Origin of the sequence: Solimicrobium silvestre, assembly GCF_002976435.1 — a bacterium.
Taxonomy (GTDB): domain Bacteria; phylum Pseudomonadota; class Gammaproteobacteria; order Burkholderiales; family Burkholderiaceae_D; genus Solimicrobium; species Solimicrobium silvestre.
Window position 1 is genome coordinate 1 of record NZ_PUGF01000020.1, and the last position, 15,221, is coordinate 15,221.

General features: G+C 45.3%; 15 protein-coding genes. 8 read left to right on the plus strand and 7 right to left on the minus strand.

All coding sequences use genetic code 11. The features are described from left to right. Nucleotides 1–236 precede the first annotated feature (236 nt). The 4 genes from recJ to S2091_RS17880 all read left to right on the plus strand — a co-directional run bounded on the left by recJ (nt 237) and on the right by S2091_RS17880 (nt 4,961). Entirely contained in the window at nt 237–1,964 is a 1,728-nt protein-coding gene (recJ, locus tag S2091_RS17865) for a single-stranded-DNA-specific exonuclease RecJ (protein ID WP_105533322.1), read from the plus strand. A gap of 347 nt (nt 1,965–2,311) precedes the next feature. Then, nucleotides 2,312–2,575: a hypothetical protein gene (locus S2091_RS17870; protein WP_105533323.1), complete on the plus strand. Its 264-nt coding sequence runs from the start codon at nt 2,312–2,314 to the stop codon at nt 2,573–2,575. A 45-nt stretch (nt 2,576–2,620) separates the two neighbouring features. Beyond that, entirely contained in the window at nt 2,621–3,889 is a 1,269-nt protein-coding gene (locus S2091_RS17875; RefSeq protein WP_105533324.1) for a sensor histidine kinase, read from the plus strand. A 325-nt stretch (nt 3,890–4,214) separates the two neighbouring features. After that, a complete protein-coding gene (locus tag S2091_RS17880; protein WP_105533325.1) occupies nt 4,215–4,961 on the plus strand; it encodes a LytR/AlgR family response regulator transcription factor in 747 nt (248 codons plus the stop codon). Between the two features lie 66 nt (nt 4,962–5,027). Here the strand turns inward: S2091_RS17880 and phaR are convergent, their stop codons facing one another. From phaR to phaC, 3 genes are all read right to left on the minus strand, one after another. Further along, a complete protein-coding gene (phaR, locus tag S2091_RS17885; RefSeq protein ID WP_105533326.1) occupies nt 5,028–5,582 on the minus strand; it encodes a polyhydroxyalkanoate synthesis repressor PhaR in 555 nt (184 codons plus the stop codon). Between the two features lie 264 nt (nt 5,583–5,846). After that, nucleotides 5,847–6,587: a 3-ketoacyl-ACP reductase gene (locus S2091_RS17890; protein WP_105533327.1), complete on the minus strand. Its 741-nt coding sequence runs from the start codon at nt 6,585–6,587 to the stop codon at nt 5,847–5,849. A gap of 61 nt (nt 6,588–6,648) precedes the next feature. After that, nucleotides 6,649–8,463, minus strand: coding sequence for a class I poly(R)-hydroxyalkanoic acid synthase (gene phaC / locus S2091_RS17895; protein WP_105533328.1), 1,815 nt, complete (start codon nt 8,461–8,463; stop codon nt 6,649–6,651). A 73-nt stretch (nt 8,464–8,536) separates the two neighbouring features. Between phaC and S2091_RS24095 the strand changes: the two genes are divergently transcribed. After that, nucleotides 8,537–8,779, plus strand: coding sequence for a hypothetical protein (locus S2091_RS24095; protein ID WP_105533329.1), 243 nt, complete (start codon nt 8,537–8,539; stop codon nt 8,777–8,779). A gap of 32 nt (nt 8,780–8,811) precedes the next feature. Here the strand turns inward: S2091_RS24095 and pgeF are convergent, their stop codons facing one another. Both pgeF and S2091_RS17910 read right to left on the minus strand, forming a co-directional pair. Continuing rightward, on the minus strand, nt 8,812–9,597 hold the full coding sequence (pgeF, locus tag S2091_RS17905; protein ID WP_105533330.1) for a peptidoglycan editing factor PgeF: 786 nt from the start codon (nt 9,595–9,597) through the stop codon (nt 8,812–8,814). Continuing rightward, complete coding sequence (locus S2091_RS17910) at nt 9,587–10,642, minus strand: RluA family pseudouridine synthase (protein ID WP_105533331.1); 1,056 nt, start codon at nt 10,640–10,642, stop codon at nt 9,587–9,589. The genes pgeF and S2091_RS17910 overlap by 11 nt, the downstream gene beginning before the upstream one ends. Before the next feature lie 45 nt (nt 10,643–10,687). On the opposite strand from S2091_RS17910, the gene S2091_RS17915 reads away from it, so the two are divergent. Next, complete coding sequence (locus S2091_RS17915) at nt 10,688–11,500, plus strand: outer membrane protein assembly factor BamD (protein WP_105533332.1); 813 nt, start codon at nt 10,688–10,690, stop codon at nt 11,498–11,500. Between the two features lie 81 nt (nt 11,501–11,581). On the opposite strand, the gene tmk is transcribed toward S2091_RS17915, so the two are convergent. Then, a complete protein-coding gene (gene tmk, locus S2091_RS17920) occupies nt 11,582–12,190 on the minus strand; it encodes a dTMP kinase (protein ID WP_105533396.1) in 609 nt (202 codons plus the stop codon). A gap of 26 nt (nt 12,191–12,216) precedes the next feature. After that, nucleotides 12,217–13,203 (minus strand): endolytic transglycosylase MltG, encoded by a 987-nt coding sequence (gene mltG / locus S2091_RS17925; RefSeq protein ID WP_105533397.1) that lies wholly within the window; start codon nt 13,201–13,203, stop codon nt 12,217–12,219. Between the two features lie 171 nt (nt 13,204–13,374). Here mltG and ygfZ point away from each other — a divergent pair, with 171 nt between their 5' ends. Both ygfZ and S2091_RS17935 read left to right on the plus strand, forming a co-directional pair. Beyond that, on the plus strand, nt 13,375–14,388 hold the full coding sequence (gene ygfZ / locus S2091_RS17930; protein WP_105533333.1) for a CAF17-like 4Fe-4S cluster assembly/insertion protein YgfZ: 1,014 nt from the start codon (nt 13,375–13,377) through the stop codon (nt 14,386–14,388). Nucleotides 14,389–14,396: 8 nt separating this feature from the next. Then, entirely contained in the window at nt 14,397–15,170 is a 774-nt protein-coding gene (locus S2091_RS17935) for an NRDE family protein (protein WP_105533334.1), read from the plus strand. Nucleotides 15,171–15,221 lie beyond the last annotated feature (51 nt).

The window sequence follows — 15,221 nt, forward strand, 5'->3', positions numbered from 1 at the left end:
GGTGTATTTAATGTATTTTACTGTCGCCAGAAGATTCTTAAAATCGACTTGCGCGCTGCAACTAATTCGGCTTAAATGTGTTACCCATGTCTGGATACACCCGTTACCTATGTCCCACGTCTAAACAGCGAAGCAAAAAAGGTAAGTAGCTGTCGGGCTACCCCCGACCCGCAGCCTTAAATTTACCGCGAAAGTATTTAATTTAAGTCTACGTAATATCAGGATATTTAAATCACATGAACACATCCGATTCAACAACAAAACCAAGCCAAATCCGCACCCGCCCCTACCCCTTCCGCACATCGGAACTACTAAGACAGCAAGGCGTACACCCAGTATTAGCCCGCTTATTCACAGCACGCGGCGTAACCAGCACCAGCGAATTATCATCAGAACTCAAAGCCCTACACGCCCCAACCGGCCTGCTCCACATTGAAGCGGCAGCAATTTTTTTAGCAGATTCCATCGCCGCACAAAAAAAGTTCGTAATCGTAGCCGACTACGATTGCGATGGCGCCACCGCCTGCGCCGTTGCCTTACGCGGTTTACGCATGTTAGGCGCGCAGGTTGATTACATTGTGCCGAATCGTTTTGAATACGGTTATGGCTTAACGCCGGAGATAGTCGAACTCACCCAGCGCACCACCGCACCAGACATTATCATCACCGTAGACAACGGCATTGCCAGCATTGAAGGTGTCGCAGAAGCAAATCGACGCGGCATTGAAGTACTGGTGACTGATCATCACTTACCCGCTGCCACCTTGCCAGATGCGCGCGTAATCGTAAATCCCAACCAGCCTGATTGCGGCTTCCCAAGCAAAAATCTAGCCGGTGTCGGCGTGATGTTTTATGTATTACTCGCGCTACGTGCCGAATTACGGCAACGCGGTCAGTTTGATGCGGCAACTCAACCTAAATTGGATGTATTGCTAGATTTAGTCGCACTAGGCACAGTCGCCGACGTAGTCAAATTAGATGCCAACAACCGGATCTTGGTAGCGCAAGGCCTAAAACGCATGCGCGCCGGAAAAATGCACGCCGGCATAGCCGCACTATTCCGGGTCGCGGCACGAAACCCGCAAACTGCCACACCGTTTGATTTAGGTTTTGCGGTAGGCCCGCGCTTAAACGCCGCTGGCCGCATGGACGACATGAAAATCGGCATCGAATGCCTAACCACTGACGACGAAGGCCGAGCCTGGGAAATTGCCCAACAATTAAATACCTTAAATATTGAACGGCGTGAAAAAGAAGCGGAAATGCAGGACGCCGCCTTACTGATACTGGACGACTTCCAACCACAAGACAGCACCACCTTGTGCGTATTCGACGAAAGCTGGCATCAAGGCGTGATCGGCATTGTGGCTTCACGCTTAAAAGACAAATTCTATCGCCCGACTATCACCTTCGCCCCCGGCGGCAATGGCATTATTAAGGGCTCGGGCCGCTCGATTCCCGGCTTCCATCTGCGCGACGCTTTAGATTTGGTTTCCAAACACGCCCCAGACTTAATCCAAAAATTCGGCGGTCACGCGATGGCGGCGGGCTTAACAATTGCCGCTGGCGATCTACCCGCATTTCAAGCGGCATTTGAAGCAGTCGGCAAACATTTGTTGGAACCCGCTCAACTGGAACGCATTATTGAAACGGACGGCGTACTGGAAGATGCCTATTACAGCGTTGATTTCATTCATCTTTTAGAACAACAGGTCTGGGGCCAAGGCTTTCCCGCCCCCACTTTTTGCGATGAATTCAGATTGATTTCACAGCGAGTATTAAAAGAACGCCATCTCAAACTGATGCTGGAAAAAAACGGCCAGCGCTATGACGCCATCTGGTTCGGCCACACCGACAATCTGCCCGCCAAAGTCAAAGTAGCATTTAGGCTAGATGCTAATGAATACAACGGCGTGACTCGGGTGCAGTTATTAGTAGAGCACGTTGAAGGGGCAGTCAGTTAGCAAGCCCTATACATATATTTGATTTTTTACCATTAACAGCGAAACTGTACATTGAGCTTAAAATATAGTTTTCATTGCGCCAATAGCCATTGGATAGGTTAAATTTTCAAAAAGCTAGGGAGTATAGTAAATAGTGCTTACTCCCCTGCTTTTACCTATGAAACACCTCGTTTTTCACAGTAAAACCCATCAGAAAAACAGACCGTTGCAAGCAATTTATTATCTATTACAGCCCTAAATTCTTCCATTCATCCCCTTTTTTTTGCAGACTGTCGCATTCCCACTACGTGCACTTAGGCACTTGGTTAAAGTGACTCCATCGCCATTAACCCTCACGGGAGAAGATCATGAAAAAGTTTAGCCAAGCCATCGCACTCGTCGCTGTGACTACCCTGTTTGCAACTGCATTTACCACTATTAATGTTGATCACAAAACTACCGACATGAAAGCAATTCCAGCGCAAGCCGAGCTCAATGTGCCGCAAGTTGTTATTGTTGGGAAGCGTATGAGCGTGCTTGAAAAAGCCCAATACGATGTTGAAATGCTGGCCCAAAACCAAACTCAGCCAACGAAAACTGAACAATCTGAATTACATATTGCCATAAAGTAAGCAACTCACTGTTAAACTATCACCACAATAAAAAGCGTGCCTATCATGAATCAGCCAACCCTTATCTTAGTTAAAGAGTTTATTGACAGCTTAATCAGCATGCTCACACGCTTTTTTGAAAAAGTGACCAATTGGGTCACCGAACTTTCCTGGATGAAGTTCGTTCTGTTTGCAATCGTACTGATGATCATGGGTGCGATTACCCAGGATCAGATTTTATCTTCCGATGAAAAAGTAATCGTCACAAAAAAACCGCATTCAGCGTCAAGTAAAATTTTCTCAGATCGTGACAGTGATATTGAAATTAATAATTCTGGTATTCACATCAGAAAAAATAAAAATTCTATCCCACCGGCACCTCCTGCACCGCCGACAATATCAACAACGCCAGCGGATTCAGTAGATTCAAGCAATACGACGCCGAGCAATTCCAATGCGAAAGAACCCATTGATGATGATGAAATCCACGTCAAATTGCCGCCGGGCGTTAGTGATGACATTAGCAAAGTAATTAATGATGAAATCGCGGATGCAAATGAACACGAAGTGGAGAGTTACCGCAAAAAACAATCAACTTGGCTGATGAGTTTAATCATGCTGTCCTTGTTTGGTTTATTCGGGATTAAAGCTTTAATGGGAGGCAAACGCCGTGCCGAAATATTGGCTCAGGCGGCACAGGAAGCTGCCGAACGTGAATCCTTGCGTCGCCAGGTCGTTGAAGCAAAAATGCAAATGATGCAGGCACAAATTGAACCGCACTTTTTATTTAATACATTAGCGTCGGTAGAGCATTTGATTGAAACAGATCCACCACGTGCTTCTGCCATGCAACGTAGTTTGATTCAATATTTACGAGCTGTAATTCCGCAAATGCGTGAAAATTCAAACGGCACTAATTTAGGACGCGAAGCGGGTATTGTGCAGGAATATTTAACCTTGTTAAAAATGCGGATGGAAGAACGGCTGGAGTTTTCAATATCGATACCTGAAGGTTTAAGCTCTGCTGCTTTCCCATCCATGATGTTGCAAACATTAGTTGAAAACGCCATTAAACACGGCTTGGAACCCAAAGCAGAAGGCGGCAAGGTAACTATCAGTGCTGAGGTTGCACACAATAAATTACGGGTCTCGGTCTCGGATAATGGTCTAGGTTTTGGTGCGGTTCCTAGCAATGGCACCGGACTGGGTTTACAAAACATTCGTGAACGGTTAGCCCTGCTGTATCAAGGTAACTACCAGTTTATTATTACGCCGAATAGCCCAACTGGTGTAGCGGTAACGATAGAAATTCCATATCAATTTACCCACCATTGATGCAAGTTTAAGATAAGCAGCAAAAAAAAATAGAGCATTATTATGCTCTATTTTTTTAATAATTTAGGACTTACGTAAAACTGTTCCAGCAAGGCTGAACATCCTTAGGTCGCTAAGGAAACTTCCCCGGCATGGGAAGTTCGTTCCGCCGGCAGGCGATATATCACCTGAAACCCCGACTACACCACGCTGACGCAGACAGTACTTTTAGTACGGCAAGGAGAGCGTAACGCGGCTGGAGCGGTTTTTCGCAAGTCCATGTTGTTGTTTTGAAAGAAATAAAATACACTAGGTAGCATTAAAAATAACCATCAACATCATTCCTATGCCAACTGCCATCATTGCTGACGACGAACGTTTAATGCGTGACCAACTTGTACTGCGCCTGCAACAAGTCTGGCCAGAACTTGAGATCGTCGCGCAAGCCAAAAATGGCGAGGAAGCGATAGAAATGGTCAAGCTGCACCAGCCTGACTTCGCCTTTTTAGATATTCGTATGCCGGGTAAAACCGGGCTCGAAGCAGCGCAGGCAATTGCCGGTTTAACGCATATCGTGTTTATTACCGCTTATGACCAATATGCAGTTGAGGCATTCGAGCACGGCGCAATCGATTATGTGTTGAAACCGGCCGATGTGGATCGCTTAAGTTTGACGGTAGATCGCCTGAAAAAACGCATTGCCCAAACGCCGAATGACATGAGTAGCTTAATTGCCCAGCTAAGCCGTCAAATCACTCAAAAACCGAATTATCTGCAATGGATACAAGCGTCCATCGGTTCTGAATTACGCTTATTTCCGGTCGAAGAAATCTTATTTTTTCAGTCGGATGAAAAATACACCCGGGTTCAAACCAAGACGGTCGAAGCGCTGATAAGAAAGCCGGTACGGGAATTAGTAGAAGAGTTGGACCCTAACCTGTTTTGGCAAATCCACCGCTCTACCTTGGTGAACGCCAAAGCTATCGACGGCGTAATTCGCGACATGCGCGGCCGTCATTTGGTGCAGATCAAGGGATTAACAGAAAAACTGGAAGTGAGCCGCAGCTACGTGCATTTGTTTAAGCAGATGTGATACGTGGCGGACTACGCAGGGATATCCTTGGTTGATCAACGAAGGATATCCCTACAAAGAACCTAACTACTTAGGTTTATTATCTGCACCAAACGGGAAAGTCGTGAACATGCCCAAAGTTTGATTTTGCATCTGCTCTTGCATCTGCACAAACAAGCTCTTACTTTGTTCAATGTAATTGCCCATCATGCCTTGCATCATTGGGCCTTGAATGTTCATGAACTGAGTCCACATTTCAGGGCTGAATGGTTTTCCATCGTAATTAGCTACCGAGTTCTCAGCTAATTTGTGTTGAATATCAATAAATGCCTGTATGTTTTTTTCCAGATAATTACCCATCATGCCTTGCATGGCATGGCCGTAATAGCGAATAATTTGCGATAAAACTGCGCTGGAAAACATCGGCGAACCACCGGCTTCTTCGTCCAAAATAATCTGCAACAAAATACTGCGGGTTAAATCTTCATTGGTTTTTGCGTCGACCACAACAAAAACATCACTGTCCATCACCAGTTGTTTTACATCAGAAAGCGTAATGTAAGTGCTGGTTTGCGTGTCATACAAACGACGATTAGGGTATTTTTTAATTAAATGTTCGGATGATTTTTTTGCGCTACTCATGGTTATTCCAATGAATTTATCGCCCTGCATAATTAGGCAGGGGAATAATTTGTTAATCAAATCGACCGTAGATTTATCGGTGTCTCAGTTTTATTGGCAGATTCGCATGCTGCGCCTAGCAAGCATACAATCCTTTTTTAATCGTGTTGTTTGGCCGATTATAGCAATGTCTCTTGCTTGTTAGTAAAGGATTTTCAAAATACAACGACGACAATAAAAAAGGGAGCCATGCCAGCTCCCCCCTTAATCCTGCACAGAGATTGATTACCCCATATGTAAGCCACCGTTAATTGAAAAATCGGAGCCAGTGGCATAACCACCTTCATTTGACGCAATCCAGGCAACGATCGATGCGATTTCATCCGGCTCAGCCAGACGCTTTACAGGAATACCGGAAACAATTTTTTCCAGCACATCAGGACGAATTGCCTTAACCATGTCGGTACCAACATAACCCGGAGAAACGGTGTTCACGGTAACGCCTTTGGTCGCCACTTCTTGCGCTAAAGCCATTGTAAAACCATGCAAACCCGCTTTGGCCGTGGAATAGTTGGTTTGACCAAACTGCCCTTTTTGACCATTCACCGACGAAATATTAATAACACGACCCCAACCACGCTCAACCATGCCGTCAATAACTTGCTTGGTGACATTGAACAACGAATTTAAGTTTGTGTTAATAACAATATCCCAATCTTCATGGGACATTTTTCTGAATTGACCATCACGGGTAATACCGGCGTTATTCACTAGCACATCCACTTCACCAATTTCAGCCCTAACCTTTTCAAATGCTTCTTTAGTTGAATACCAGTCAGAAACATTGCCTTCCGAAGCATGAACATCATAGCCTTCATCACGCATTGCTTTTAACCAAGTTTCTCTACGCATTGAATTAGGACCACAACCAGCGACCACAGTAAAACCATCTTTACACAGGCGTTTACAAATTGAGGAACCGATTCCGCCCATGCCGCCAGTTACATATGCAATACGTTTTTTCATTTTGCTCTCCGATTTAATTTTTCGAGGTATTCAATGCTGAGTTAGGGCGTGTTGACATGACTCAGCAAGAAACTTTTACATAACGTCCTGGCGCAGGTTCAATGACTTTGTGCTTTGCATTGCCCATCTTTGCCGTCGCTTTAATTTTTTTCCCTGCATGTTCAGCCAAAAACTCCGACCATTCCGGCCACCAGCTACCGGCATGCAGTTGCGCACCATCCATCCATTCCTGTGAATTTTTTGTCGACTTATTATTTGACCAATAATTTCTTTTCATTTTTGCAGGAGGATTAATCACTCCAGCAATATGCCCCGAAGCACCTAATACAAAGCGATTTTTAGATGGTTTTTTAGGGTTCAATAAAGATAACGAGGCAAACGCCGCCGTCCACGGAACGATATGATCTTCGCGTGAACCATAGACAAACACCGGCGCGTCTATCTTACCTAAATCAACTTTTTCACCAGCAACGATAAGTCTATTGGCCTGTTTTAAATTGTTTTCTAAATAGGTATTGCGCAAGTACCAGCAAAACATCGGGCCCGGCAAATTGGTGCCGTCACCGTTCCAGTACAACAAATCAAACGCAGTGGGCTCTTCGCCCTTCAGGTAATTTGCCTGCACATAATTCCACACTAGATCATTCGGACGCAAACTGGAAAATGCACTACCTAAATCGCGACCTGACATTAAACCGCCTTGGCCGATACTAGTTTCACGCATTTCAACTTGCATTTCATCGACAAATACTTCCAAAATGCCCGCATCTTCAAAGTCTAGCAGCGTCGTCAATAATGTGACGCTGGCAGCCGCTTGTTCGCCACGTGCAGCCAATACCGCTAAAGAAGTTGAAAGCAAGGTTCCACCGACGCAGAAGCCAAAGGTGTTGATTTTATCTTGACCAGAAATAGCTTGAACCACATGGATTGCCTCAATCACACCCGCTTCCACATAATCATCCCAAGTAATCGTCCCTAGCTCCGCATCTGGATTTACCCAAGATACTAAGAACACAGAATGACCTTGCTCCAGCGCATATCGCACCAGTGAGTTTTCAGGCTGTAAATCTAAAATATAGTATTTATTGATGCAAGGCGGAACCATTAACAAGGGCCGTTGATGCACTGTGCCGCTGAGTGGCTTGTATTGAATTAATTGAAATAAATGATTTTCAAAGACTACTTGTCCTTCAGTCGTTGCCACGTTGTGACCAACTTCAAAGGCAGTTTCATCTGTTTGTGAAATCCGTCCTTTTTGCATGTCAGCAAGCATATTGCTCATGCCTTTGGTCAAGCTTTCACCATGACTTGCGATTAATTTGCCCTGCGCTTCAGGATTAGTCGCTAAAAAATTGGCGGGAGACATCGCATCAACAATTTGTCCAACCGCGAAAAGTATTTTTTGTTTGGCACGCTTTGGCGCCTGCACCGCTTCAGCCAATGCGGTCAGGTAGCGTGCATTTAATAAGTAAGAAGCGGCAGAATAGGCGTGCAAGGAAGAGTTATGCCATTCGGGTGATTTAAACCGCCGGTCATCCAGCACCGCCGCTTTAGATTGCAGCATGTCTTGCCACAAGGTAGATATTTTCTCGAAATACTCTTGCTGCAACTGATTAACGACTTGTGGATCTAAGTTGCCACCCAAGTCTTTAAGCAAGGTAGAAACTTGCTTAGACATGTCGGGCATTGCCGTGGCGGGCATAAAGGTCGAAGGAAAAACTGGGGCCGGAGTTGAAGATATAGCGGCAGGAGGATTGAAAAAAGGGGACATGTTGGGCATGGTATGATACGCCGCGGTCCATGCCTGCCATTGCGGTTGCGTATTTAGCTGAGTAAGCATTGCTGCAACAAGTGCTTCTGGATCAAATGATTTCATGCTTCTCCTGTTCTGGCCAATTTCGGATCATAACTAGACGGACAATTCCACAAACTACTACTTTATTAAACTTATGCACATCATCGCACTAGGCTGGATTTACGTTGTTTTAATGATGGCGATTACCGAGTCTTCCATTATCGCGGGAATAATGACATTCACGTTTTATTGTGCGATTCCGCTGGGACTTGTTTGGTATCTCACGAGCCGCAAAAAACCTAAAATCGACAAATCTCAAGAACAACACAATAGCGATTTAAAAAGACAACAACATGACAGTAGCAAACCTTGCGAAAAATTGGAAACAAAAAATTAAATTTTGCATTCAATAAAATAATAAACTGAAATTTAGACTACTCCTTTAATCCAAATCAAACTCGCCATGCGCCCTGTCACGCCATCGCGCCGATAAGAATAGAATTTTTCTGGCTCGCTAACAGTGCAAAAATTTCCACCAGAAATTTGAACAACTCCGGCACATTGCAAACGCATCCGTGCCAATTGATAGATATCAGCATAAAATTTGCCAGGTTCTTTGCCCGGCTTAAATGCCGCGCTTGCACATGGATCAACTTCCATAAACCGCGCACGCACTTCTGCACCTACTTCAAATTTTAATGGCCCAATTGCAGGACCTAACCAAGCCAAGATATGTTTGGATTCTGCACCGGCTGCTTGCATTTTCAAAAGGGTATTTTCAAGCACGCCATCTACCAAACCACGCCAACCGGCATGTGCAGCAGCGACCACCCCATTTTTAGCGTCACAAAATAACACTGGCAAACAATCTGCCGTTTGCACAGCACAAACCACGTTAGCTTGAGTAGTAAAGCAGGCATCGGCAATCAGACCACTTTTGGCATTTTCCACAATTGAGCCTAAATCCAACACCGTGGTGCCATGCACTTGCGATAGCCATTGCGGCATATCTGGTAAAAACTGAGCAAGTAAAGACCGATTCTGCAAAACATGCTCAATTTGGTCGCCAACATGCGTACCTAAATTAAAGCCATCAACGCCGCTGCCATCATCAAATGGAGCACAACTAACGCCACCAGTTCGCAGCGTAGTTAATGCGCCTATTTGCGAAGGCAAATTCGGCCAATCAGGCTTTAAGATACAGCTAGGCGGCATACTCAATTCCGGCACTGACCAACAACGCGGCTATATCATCCGCTAACCCGACTTGCCAGGAGCATTCTTTTTGATTTTTAGGATGAAGCAAACCTAAACGACGCGCTTGCAATGCCTGACGATTAAAATAGCTCGCCAAATGCTGTTTGCCATATAAAACATCACCAACCAAAGGGAAGCCCAAATGCGCCATATGTACACGGATTTGATGAGTACGGCCTGTTTCCAACTGACACTCAACTAAGCTGACTGGTTTTCCATCCAGCACGCCGATGGCAATCCGTTGAAAATGGGTAACGGCAGGTTTCGCAGATGGACTATCTGATACCGCCATTTTGATGCGGTCACGAGGATGTCTGGCCATCGGTGAATCGATGGTGCCGGACAGATTTGGTCTGCCCCAAACAAGAGCCAGATATTCGCGCTTAACGGTACGCGCTTGTAATTGGCGCACCAAATCAGTTTGCGCTTCCAGAGTTTTAGCTACCACCATTAAGCCGCTGGTATCTTTATCCAGGCGATGCACAATACCGGCACGAGGTACGCCAGAAATGGCGGGGAAATGATGCAACAGACCATTGAGCAAGGTACCCGACCAATTACCAGCAGCTGGATGCACCACCAAACCGGCTGGCTTATTAATCACCAGCATGCTTTTATCTTCGAATACGATATCTAAAGCCATGTTTTCTGGCGAATAAGCATTATCTTCAGGTGCTGGCTGTGGATAAACGATGACTTCTTCGCCGCCCAACACAGTCATTTTGCCGCGACCGGCAACGCCGTCGACCGTCACATGGCCGGAAACGATCCATTGTTGCAGCCGGCTACGAGAAAATTGCGGGATTAATCGGGCGATTACTTTATCTAAGCGATCTCCGCACACATCTTCGTCTAATTTGAATATAATCGGTGTCGCGTTAAAAGCGTAACTTGCTTCAGACTCTTCGGCGAACTCATCGGCAAGATCACCTGTAAGCTCGTCAGGGTGGATTTCTGAACCGTGTAAATTGGATGGAATAGTTGCTATCACAGTAAGTCCCATCGGATATAATTGAAAAATTGTTTAAAAGTGCTCATGCAAAACCTCATGCAAAAAAATTCATTAAAACGCTTACGCTCCGTTACAGTCCTGATTTTCATCACCGTTTTCGGGTTATCAGCTTGTGGTCTCTTGCCAGAAAAATCGGATGAAACCAAAACTTGGTCTGCGGCAAGACTGTATCAGGAAGCGAAAAGTGATTTGGCAAATGGCAGTTATGAAAGTGCCATTAAAAACTTGGAAAAGTTAGAATCGCGTTTCCCATTCGGTACTTATGCGCAACAAGCGCAAATGGAAATTCCATACGTCTATTATAAACAAGGTGATCAAGCGCAGGCGCTTGCTTCGATAGAACGTTTCATTAAATTGCATCCAAATCACGAAAATCTGGACTATATTTATTATTTACGCGGTTTGGTCAACTTTAATGACCAAGTCAGCTTCTTCCAGGCGCTGGCAAAACAAGACATGACGGAACGTGACCCGAAAGCGGCACGTGAGGCATTTGATGCATTTAAAGCATTGGTAACGCGTTTTCCAGGCAGCAAATATACGCCAGATGCGTTGTTACGCATGAAATATTTGGTCAACACCATGGCGCAATATGATCTGCACGTTGCCAAATATTATTTCCGTCGCGGTGCTTATTTAGCATCGGCTAATCGGGCACAATCTGCCATCAAAGAATATCCTGATGCACCGGCTATTGAAGAAGCGTTATATGTTTTATATAATAGCTATGACAAAATGGGCTTAATCGAATTACGTGACGATGCTAACCGCGTGTTCACAACGAACTTCCCTAACAGCAAATTTACGCATGCTAGCAAAGAAGAAAAATCTTGGTGGCAATTCTGGTAGGTTGATTTAATGATGGTAGATGAGGCAATCCTCAACTACCATCTTCATCTCCCCACACGCCCCACAGACCCATCGCACTATTTACAGCGACTGCACAATCCCGCTCAACTCCGCCTGAATCTCTTCAATCGGACGATTTGAATTAATCACTCTAAAACGTGCTGGAAATTCAGCCGCCCTACGTAAATATTCCGCACGGGTATTCGCAAAAAAATCAGCCTTTTCCTGTTCAAATTTGTCTGGATCACGCGCCGCATCCAAACGGCTGCGAGCAACTTCTAGCGGCACATCAAAGAGCAAGGTCAAATCTGGTTGTAAATCGGGATGCACCCATTTCTCCAACGCCTCTAACTTGGCCAATGCTAATTTACGACCGCCACCCTGGTAAGCAAAACTTGCATCGGTAAAGCGATCTGAAACTACCCAATCACCACGCTCCAATGCTGGCGCTATCACTTGAGCTATATGTTCACGTCTTGCTGCAAACATCAGTAATGCTTCAGTTTCCAAATGCATAGATTGATGCAATAACAAGGCACGTAGCTGCTCACCTAACTCTGTTCCACCGGGTTCACGCGTGCTAACCACCGTGTGCCCAGCTGTTTCTAATAAGCTCACTACAAAAGGAATATGGGTAGATTTACCCGCCCCGTCTATGCCTTCAAAGGTAATCAGTTTTGCTGTCTTCATGGTTTTACTTAGTTTGTTTGATTGGTTCATCGGACGAATTGATTTACAGCGCGATTATGGTCATCTAAATTGCTGGAAAATTGACTACTGCCATCGCCACGCGCAACGAAATACAGTGCGTCTGTGTGTGCCGGATTTAATGCCGCCATGAGCGACTCCATCCCGACTAACGCAATCGGCGTAGGAGGCAAACCAGTGCGCGTATACGTGTTGTACGGTGTGTCTTGTAATAAATCGCGTTTGCGGATTTTGCCTTGATATTGATCACCCATACCGTAAATTACTGTCGGGTCGGTTTGCAATAACATGCCTTTACGCAAGCGATTAACAAATACACCGGCGATCATATTCCGATCCGATTTCATGCCAGTTTCTTTTTCTACGATAGACGCCAAAATCAATGCTTCATATGGAGTTTTTAAAGGTGTCGCCGCAACATCGCGCTGTTGCCAGGCAGTATATAAATGCTGCTGAAGCTGACTATAAGCGCGCTTATACACGTCCATATCGCTCACACCCTTGGGAAATAAATACGTATCAGGAAAAAAAAGTCCTTCTGGCTGATCATACTCACTGTTTAGCTTGGCTAAAATTTCTGCGTCAGAAAATTCGACTGTGTCGTGTTGTAGGAAAGGATTTTGACTAATGGCCAAACGCATTTGCTTAAATGTCCAACCCTCAATCAAGGCAAAACTGAACTGGGAAAATTCACCGCGCACAATTTTACTTAACAAGGCTAACGGTGTAATCCCCGCTTCCGCTTCAAATGCACCTGCTTTAAAAGTACTGTCTTGACTGTTTATTTGCTTATTCAAGCGCGCCAATACTTCAAATAAAATAGGCTGGATCGGCACACCGGCATTGGCTATTTGCTGGCTACTGCTACGCAAACTGCTGCCCGGTTTAATCGTGAATTCATGCGCACTGCCTGAGATCGGTTGCGTTGCCCAATAAACAAAGCCAGCGCCAGCAGCCAGTGCCAACAACAAAAATAAGCTAAATAATTTTTTCAAAATAACCCTAATCGTACGTGTTTCTTGCAACAGATTTATAATTTGGAACTTATGCTCATTTGAGCGCACCTTGCGAATTAAGGCAAAGTAAAAATAAGCCGTAATGATAATGCCAAATACCCAATAACCATACTGTCTCAACTAATTTAATTCTTTCACGGCCTTCACAATATGCATGCATTAACACTACCTAAACCTCTTAATAATTCCTTATCCGGTTTTTGTAAATTATCGCAATTTGCGCTAATCACGGCTAGTGGCGTTGATGCCGCTAATTTCTTGCAAAGTCAGCTCACCAATGACATTAAATCATTAGCCGCCAACCGCGCATGTTTAGCGGGATATTGCACGCCTAAAGGACGCTTGTTAGCCAGTATGCTGATATGGAAAACGACAGAATCTGCTACCGACACCATCACCATTGAAGTCCCGGCAGAATTGCAAGAAGCCTTGCAAAAACGCTTACAAATGTTTGTTATGCGAGCACAGGTTAAATTGCATCACAGCAGTCCTACTTCTGCCATTTTAGGGATTTTAGGTGCCGATGCCGCAGCCCAATTAGCAGAATGGTTTCCAACGTTACCCGTCGCGCCGTATGAGCTGGTAAACAATGAATCGGGCACCCTATTGCGCCTGGCTGATGCACAGGGAATAGCGCGCTACCAGTGGATTACGACCAAGGAATTTGCCGAGCAAGCTTGGCCAGCATTACTCGCAATCTCTCCAAGCTTGCCTGAGCATGTTTGGGGCTGGTCAGAAATACATGCGGGAATTCCGCACATCAGCTTAGCCACCCAAGAAAAATTTGTGCCGCAAATGATTAACTATGAATTAATCGGCGGCGTTAATTTTAAAAAAGGCTGTTATCCCGGCCAGGAAATCGTGGCACGCAGCCAATATCTCGGCAAGCAAAAGCGCCGCATGGTGTTAGCACAAATTAACAGCGCAACCGTACACAGCGGCATGGAAGTTTTTGCCAGTGACGACCTCAGCCAACCGTGCGGCATGGTGGTTAATGCACAACCCAACGGGGCTGATGGCAGTGACTGTTTAATTGAAATTAAAACGGCTTATCTGAAAGACGCGACAGTTCAATTAAGCAGCGGCGAAGTCTGTAACTGGCTGCCCATGCCCTACCCTTTGCCAGACGATACACTGGCATCAACTGACCAGCCAACTTCCTGAGGACTGCCATGTGCCTAATCGTTTTTTCATGGCAAGTGATTGGTGGGTATCCGTTAATTGCCGCGGCTAATCGCGATGAGTACTATAGCCGCGAAACGGCGCCAGCAACATGGTGGGCCGACCATCCCAACATCTTTGCGCCACGCGATTTGCAAGCAGGTGGCACTTGGATGGGACTGACTAAATTAGCAGGGCAAGATAATTCAGCAGGTAATAAAGCCGGCTATAAATTTGCAGCTATCACCAATGTGCGCGACGGTTCGGAGGTCATTCAAAATGCACCAAGCCGTGGGCAATTAGTCTCAGACTATTTAATCGGCGCGGACAATGTAGAAAGCTATATTCAACGCATTTCTAAACATGCCGATCACTACAATGGCTTTAATTTATTGGTCGGTGAAATCAGTGAAACCAGTCAGGAATTATGCTGGTTTTCCAACCGGAACACGTCAGATGCGCGCAACGGTCAGTTACTCACGCCCGGCATTTATGGCTTGTCCAACGGAACTTTAGATTCCCCTTGGCCCAAAGTCAGCAAAACCAAAGCAGAACTGGCGAGTTTATTGTGCCAGCATGCGCCGCAAGAAGCATTTTTTGAAATGCTATCCAACCCAATTCCCGCTCCAGATCACCGCTTGCCGGATACCGGCGTGAGCTTAGAAATGGAAAGATTGCTTTCTTCTACATGTATTGAATCTGAAAACTACGGCACGCGCAGTTCGGCCTTATTGAAGATCTGTAGCAACCTTGAATTTCAATATCTGGAACGCGTATTACGGTGATTTTTTAATGAAAAAAAGGGGGAGCTTTTATGCTCCCCCTTTTTTATTGAA

Excerpts from the sequence above, each read along its gene's own strand:
- S2091_RS17915 (WP_105533332.1), top strand. The coding sequence starts at position 10,688 with ATGCAAAAAAATTCATTAAAACGCTTACGCTCCGTTACAGTCCTGATT.
- S2091_RS17880 (WP_105533325.1), top strand. The coding sequence starts at position 4,215 with ATGCCAACTGCCATCATTGCTGACGACGAACGTTTAATGCGTGACCAA.
- S2091_RS17935 (WP_105533334.1), top strand. The coding sequence starts at position 14,397 with ATGTGCCTAATCGTTTTTTCATGGCAAGTGATTGGTGGGTATCCGTTA.
- tmk (WP_105533396.1), bottom strand. The coding sequence starts at position 12,190 with ATGAAGACAGCAAAACTGATTACCTTTGAAGGCATAGACGGGGCGGGT.
- recJ (WP_105533322.1), top strand. The coding sequence starts at position 237 with ATGAACACATCCGATTCAACAACAAAACCAAGCCAAATCCGCACCCGC.
- phaR (WP_105533326.1), bottom strand. The coding sequence starts at position 5,582 with ATGAGTAGCGCAAAAAAATCATCCGAACATTTAATTAAAAAATACCCT.
- S2091_RS17870 (WP_105533323.1), top strand. The coding sequence starts at position 2,312 with ATGAAAAAGTTTAGCCAAGCCATCGCACTCGTCGCTGTGACTACCCTG.
- S2091_RS17875 (WP_105533324.1), top strand. The coding sequence starts at position 2,621 with ATGAATCAGCCAACCCTTATCTTAGTTAAAGAGTTTATTGACAGCTTA.
- ygfZ (WP_105533333.1), top strand. The coding sequence starts at position 13,375 with ATGCATGCATTAACACTACCTAAACCTCTTAATAATTCCTTATCCGGT.
- S2091_RS17890 (WP_105533327.1), bottom strand. The coding sequence starts at position 6,587 with ATGAAAAAACGTATTGCATATGTAACTGGCGGCATGGGCGGAATCGGT.
- pgeF (WP_105533330.1), bottom strand. The coding sequence starts at position 9,597 with ATGCCGCCTAGCTGTATCTTAAAGCCTGATTGGCCGAATTTGCCTTCG.
- S2091_RS17910 (WP_105533331.1), bottom strand. The coding sequence starts at position 10,642 with ATGGGACTTACTGTGATAGCAACTATTCCATCCAATTTACACGGTTCA.
- S2091_RS24095 (WP_105533329.1), top strand. The coding sequence starts at position 8,537 with ATGCACATCATCGCACTAGGCTGGATTTACGTTGTTTTAATGATGGCG.
- phaC (WP_105533328.1), bottom strand. The coding sequence starts at position 8,463 with ATGAAATCATTTGATCCAGAAGCACTTGTTGCAGCAATGCTTACTCAG.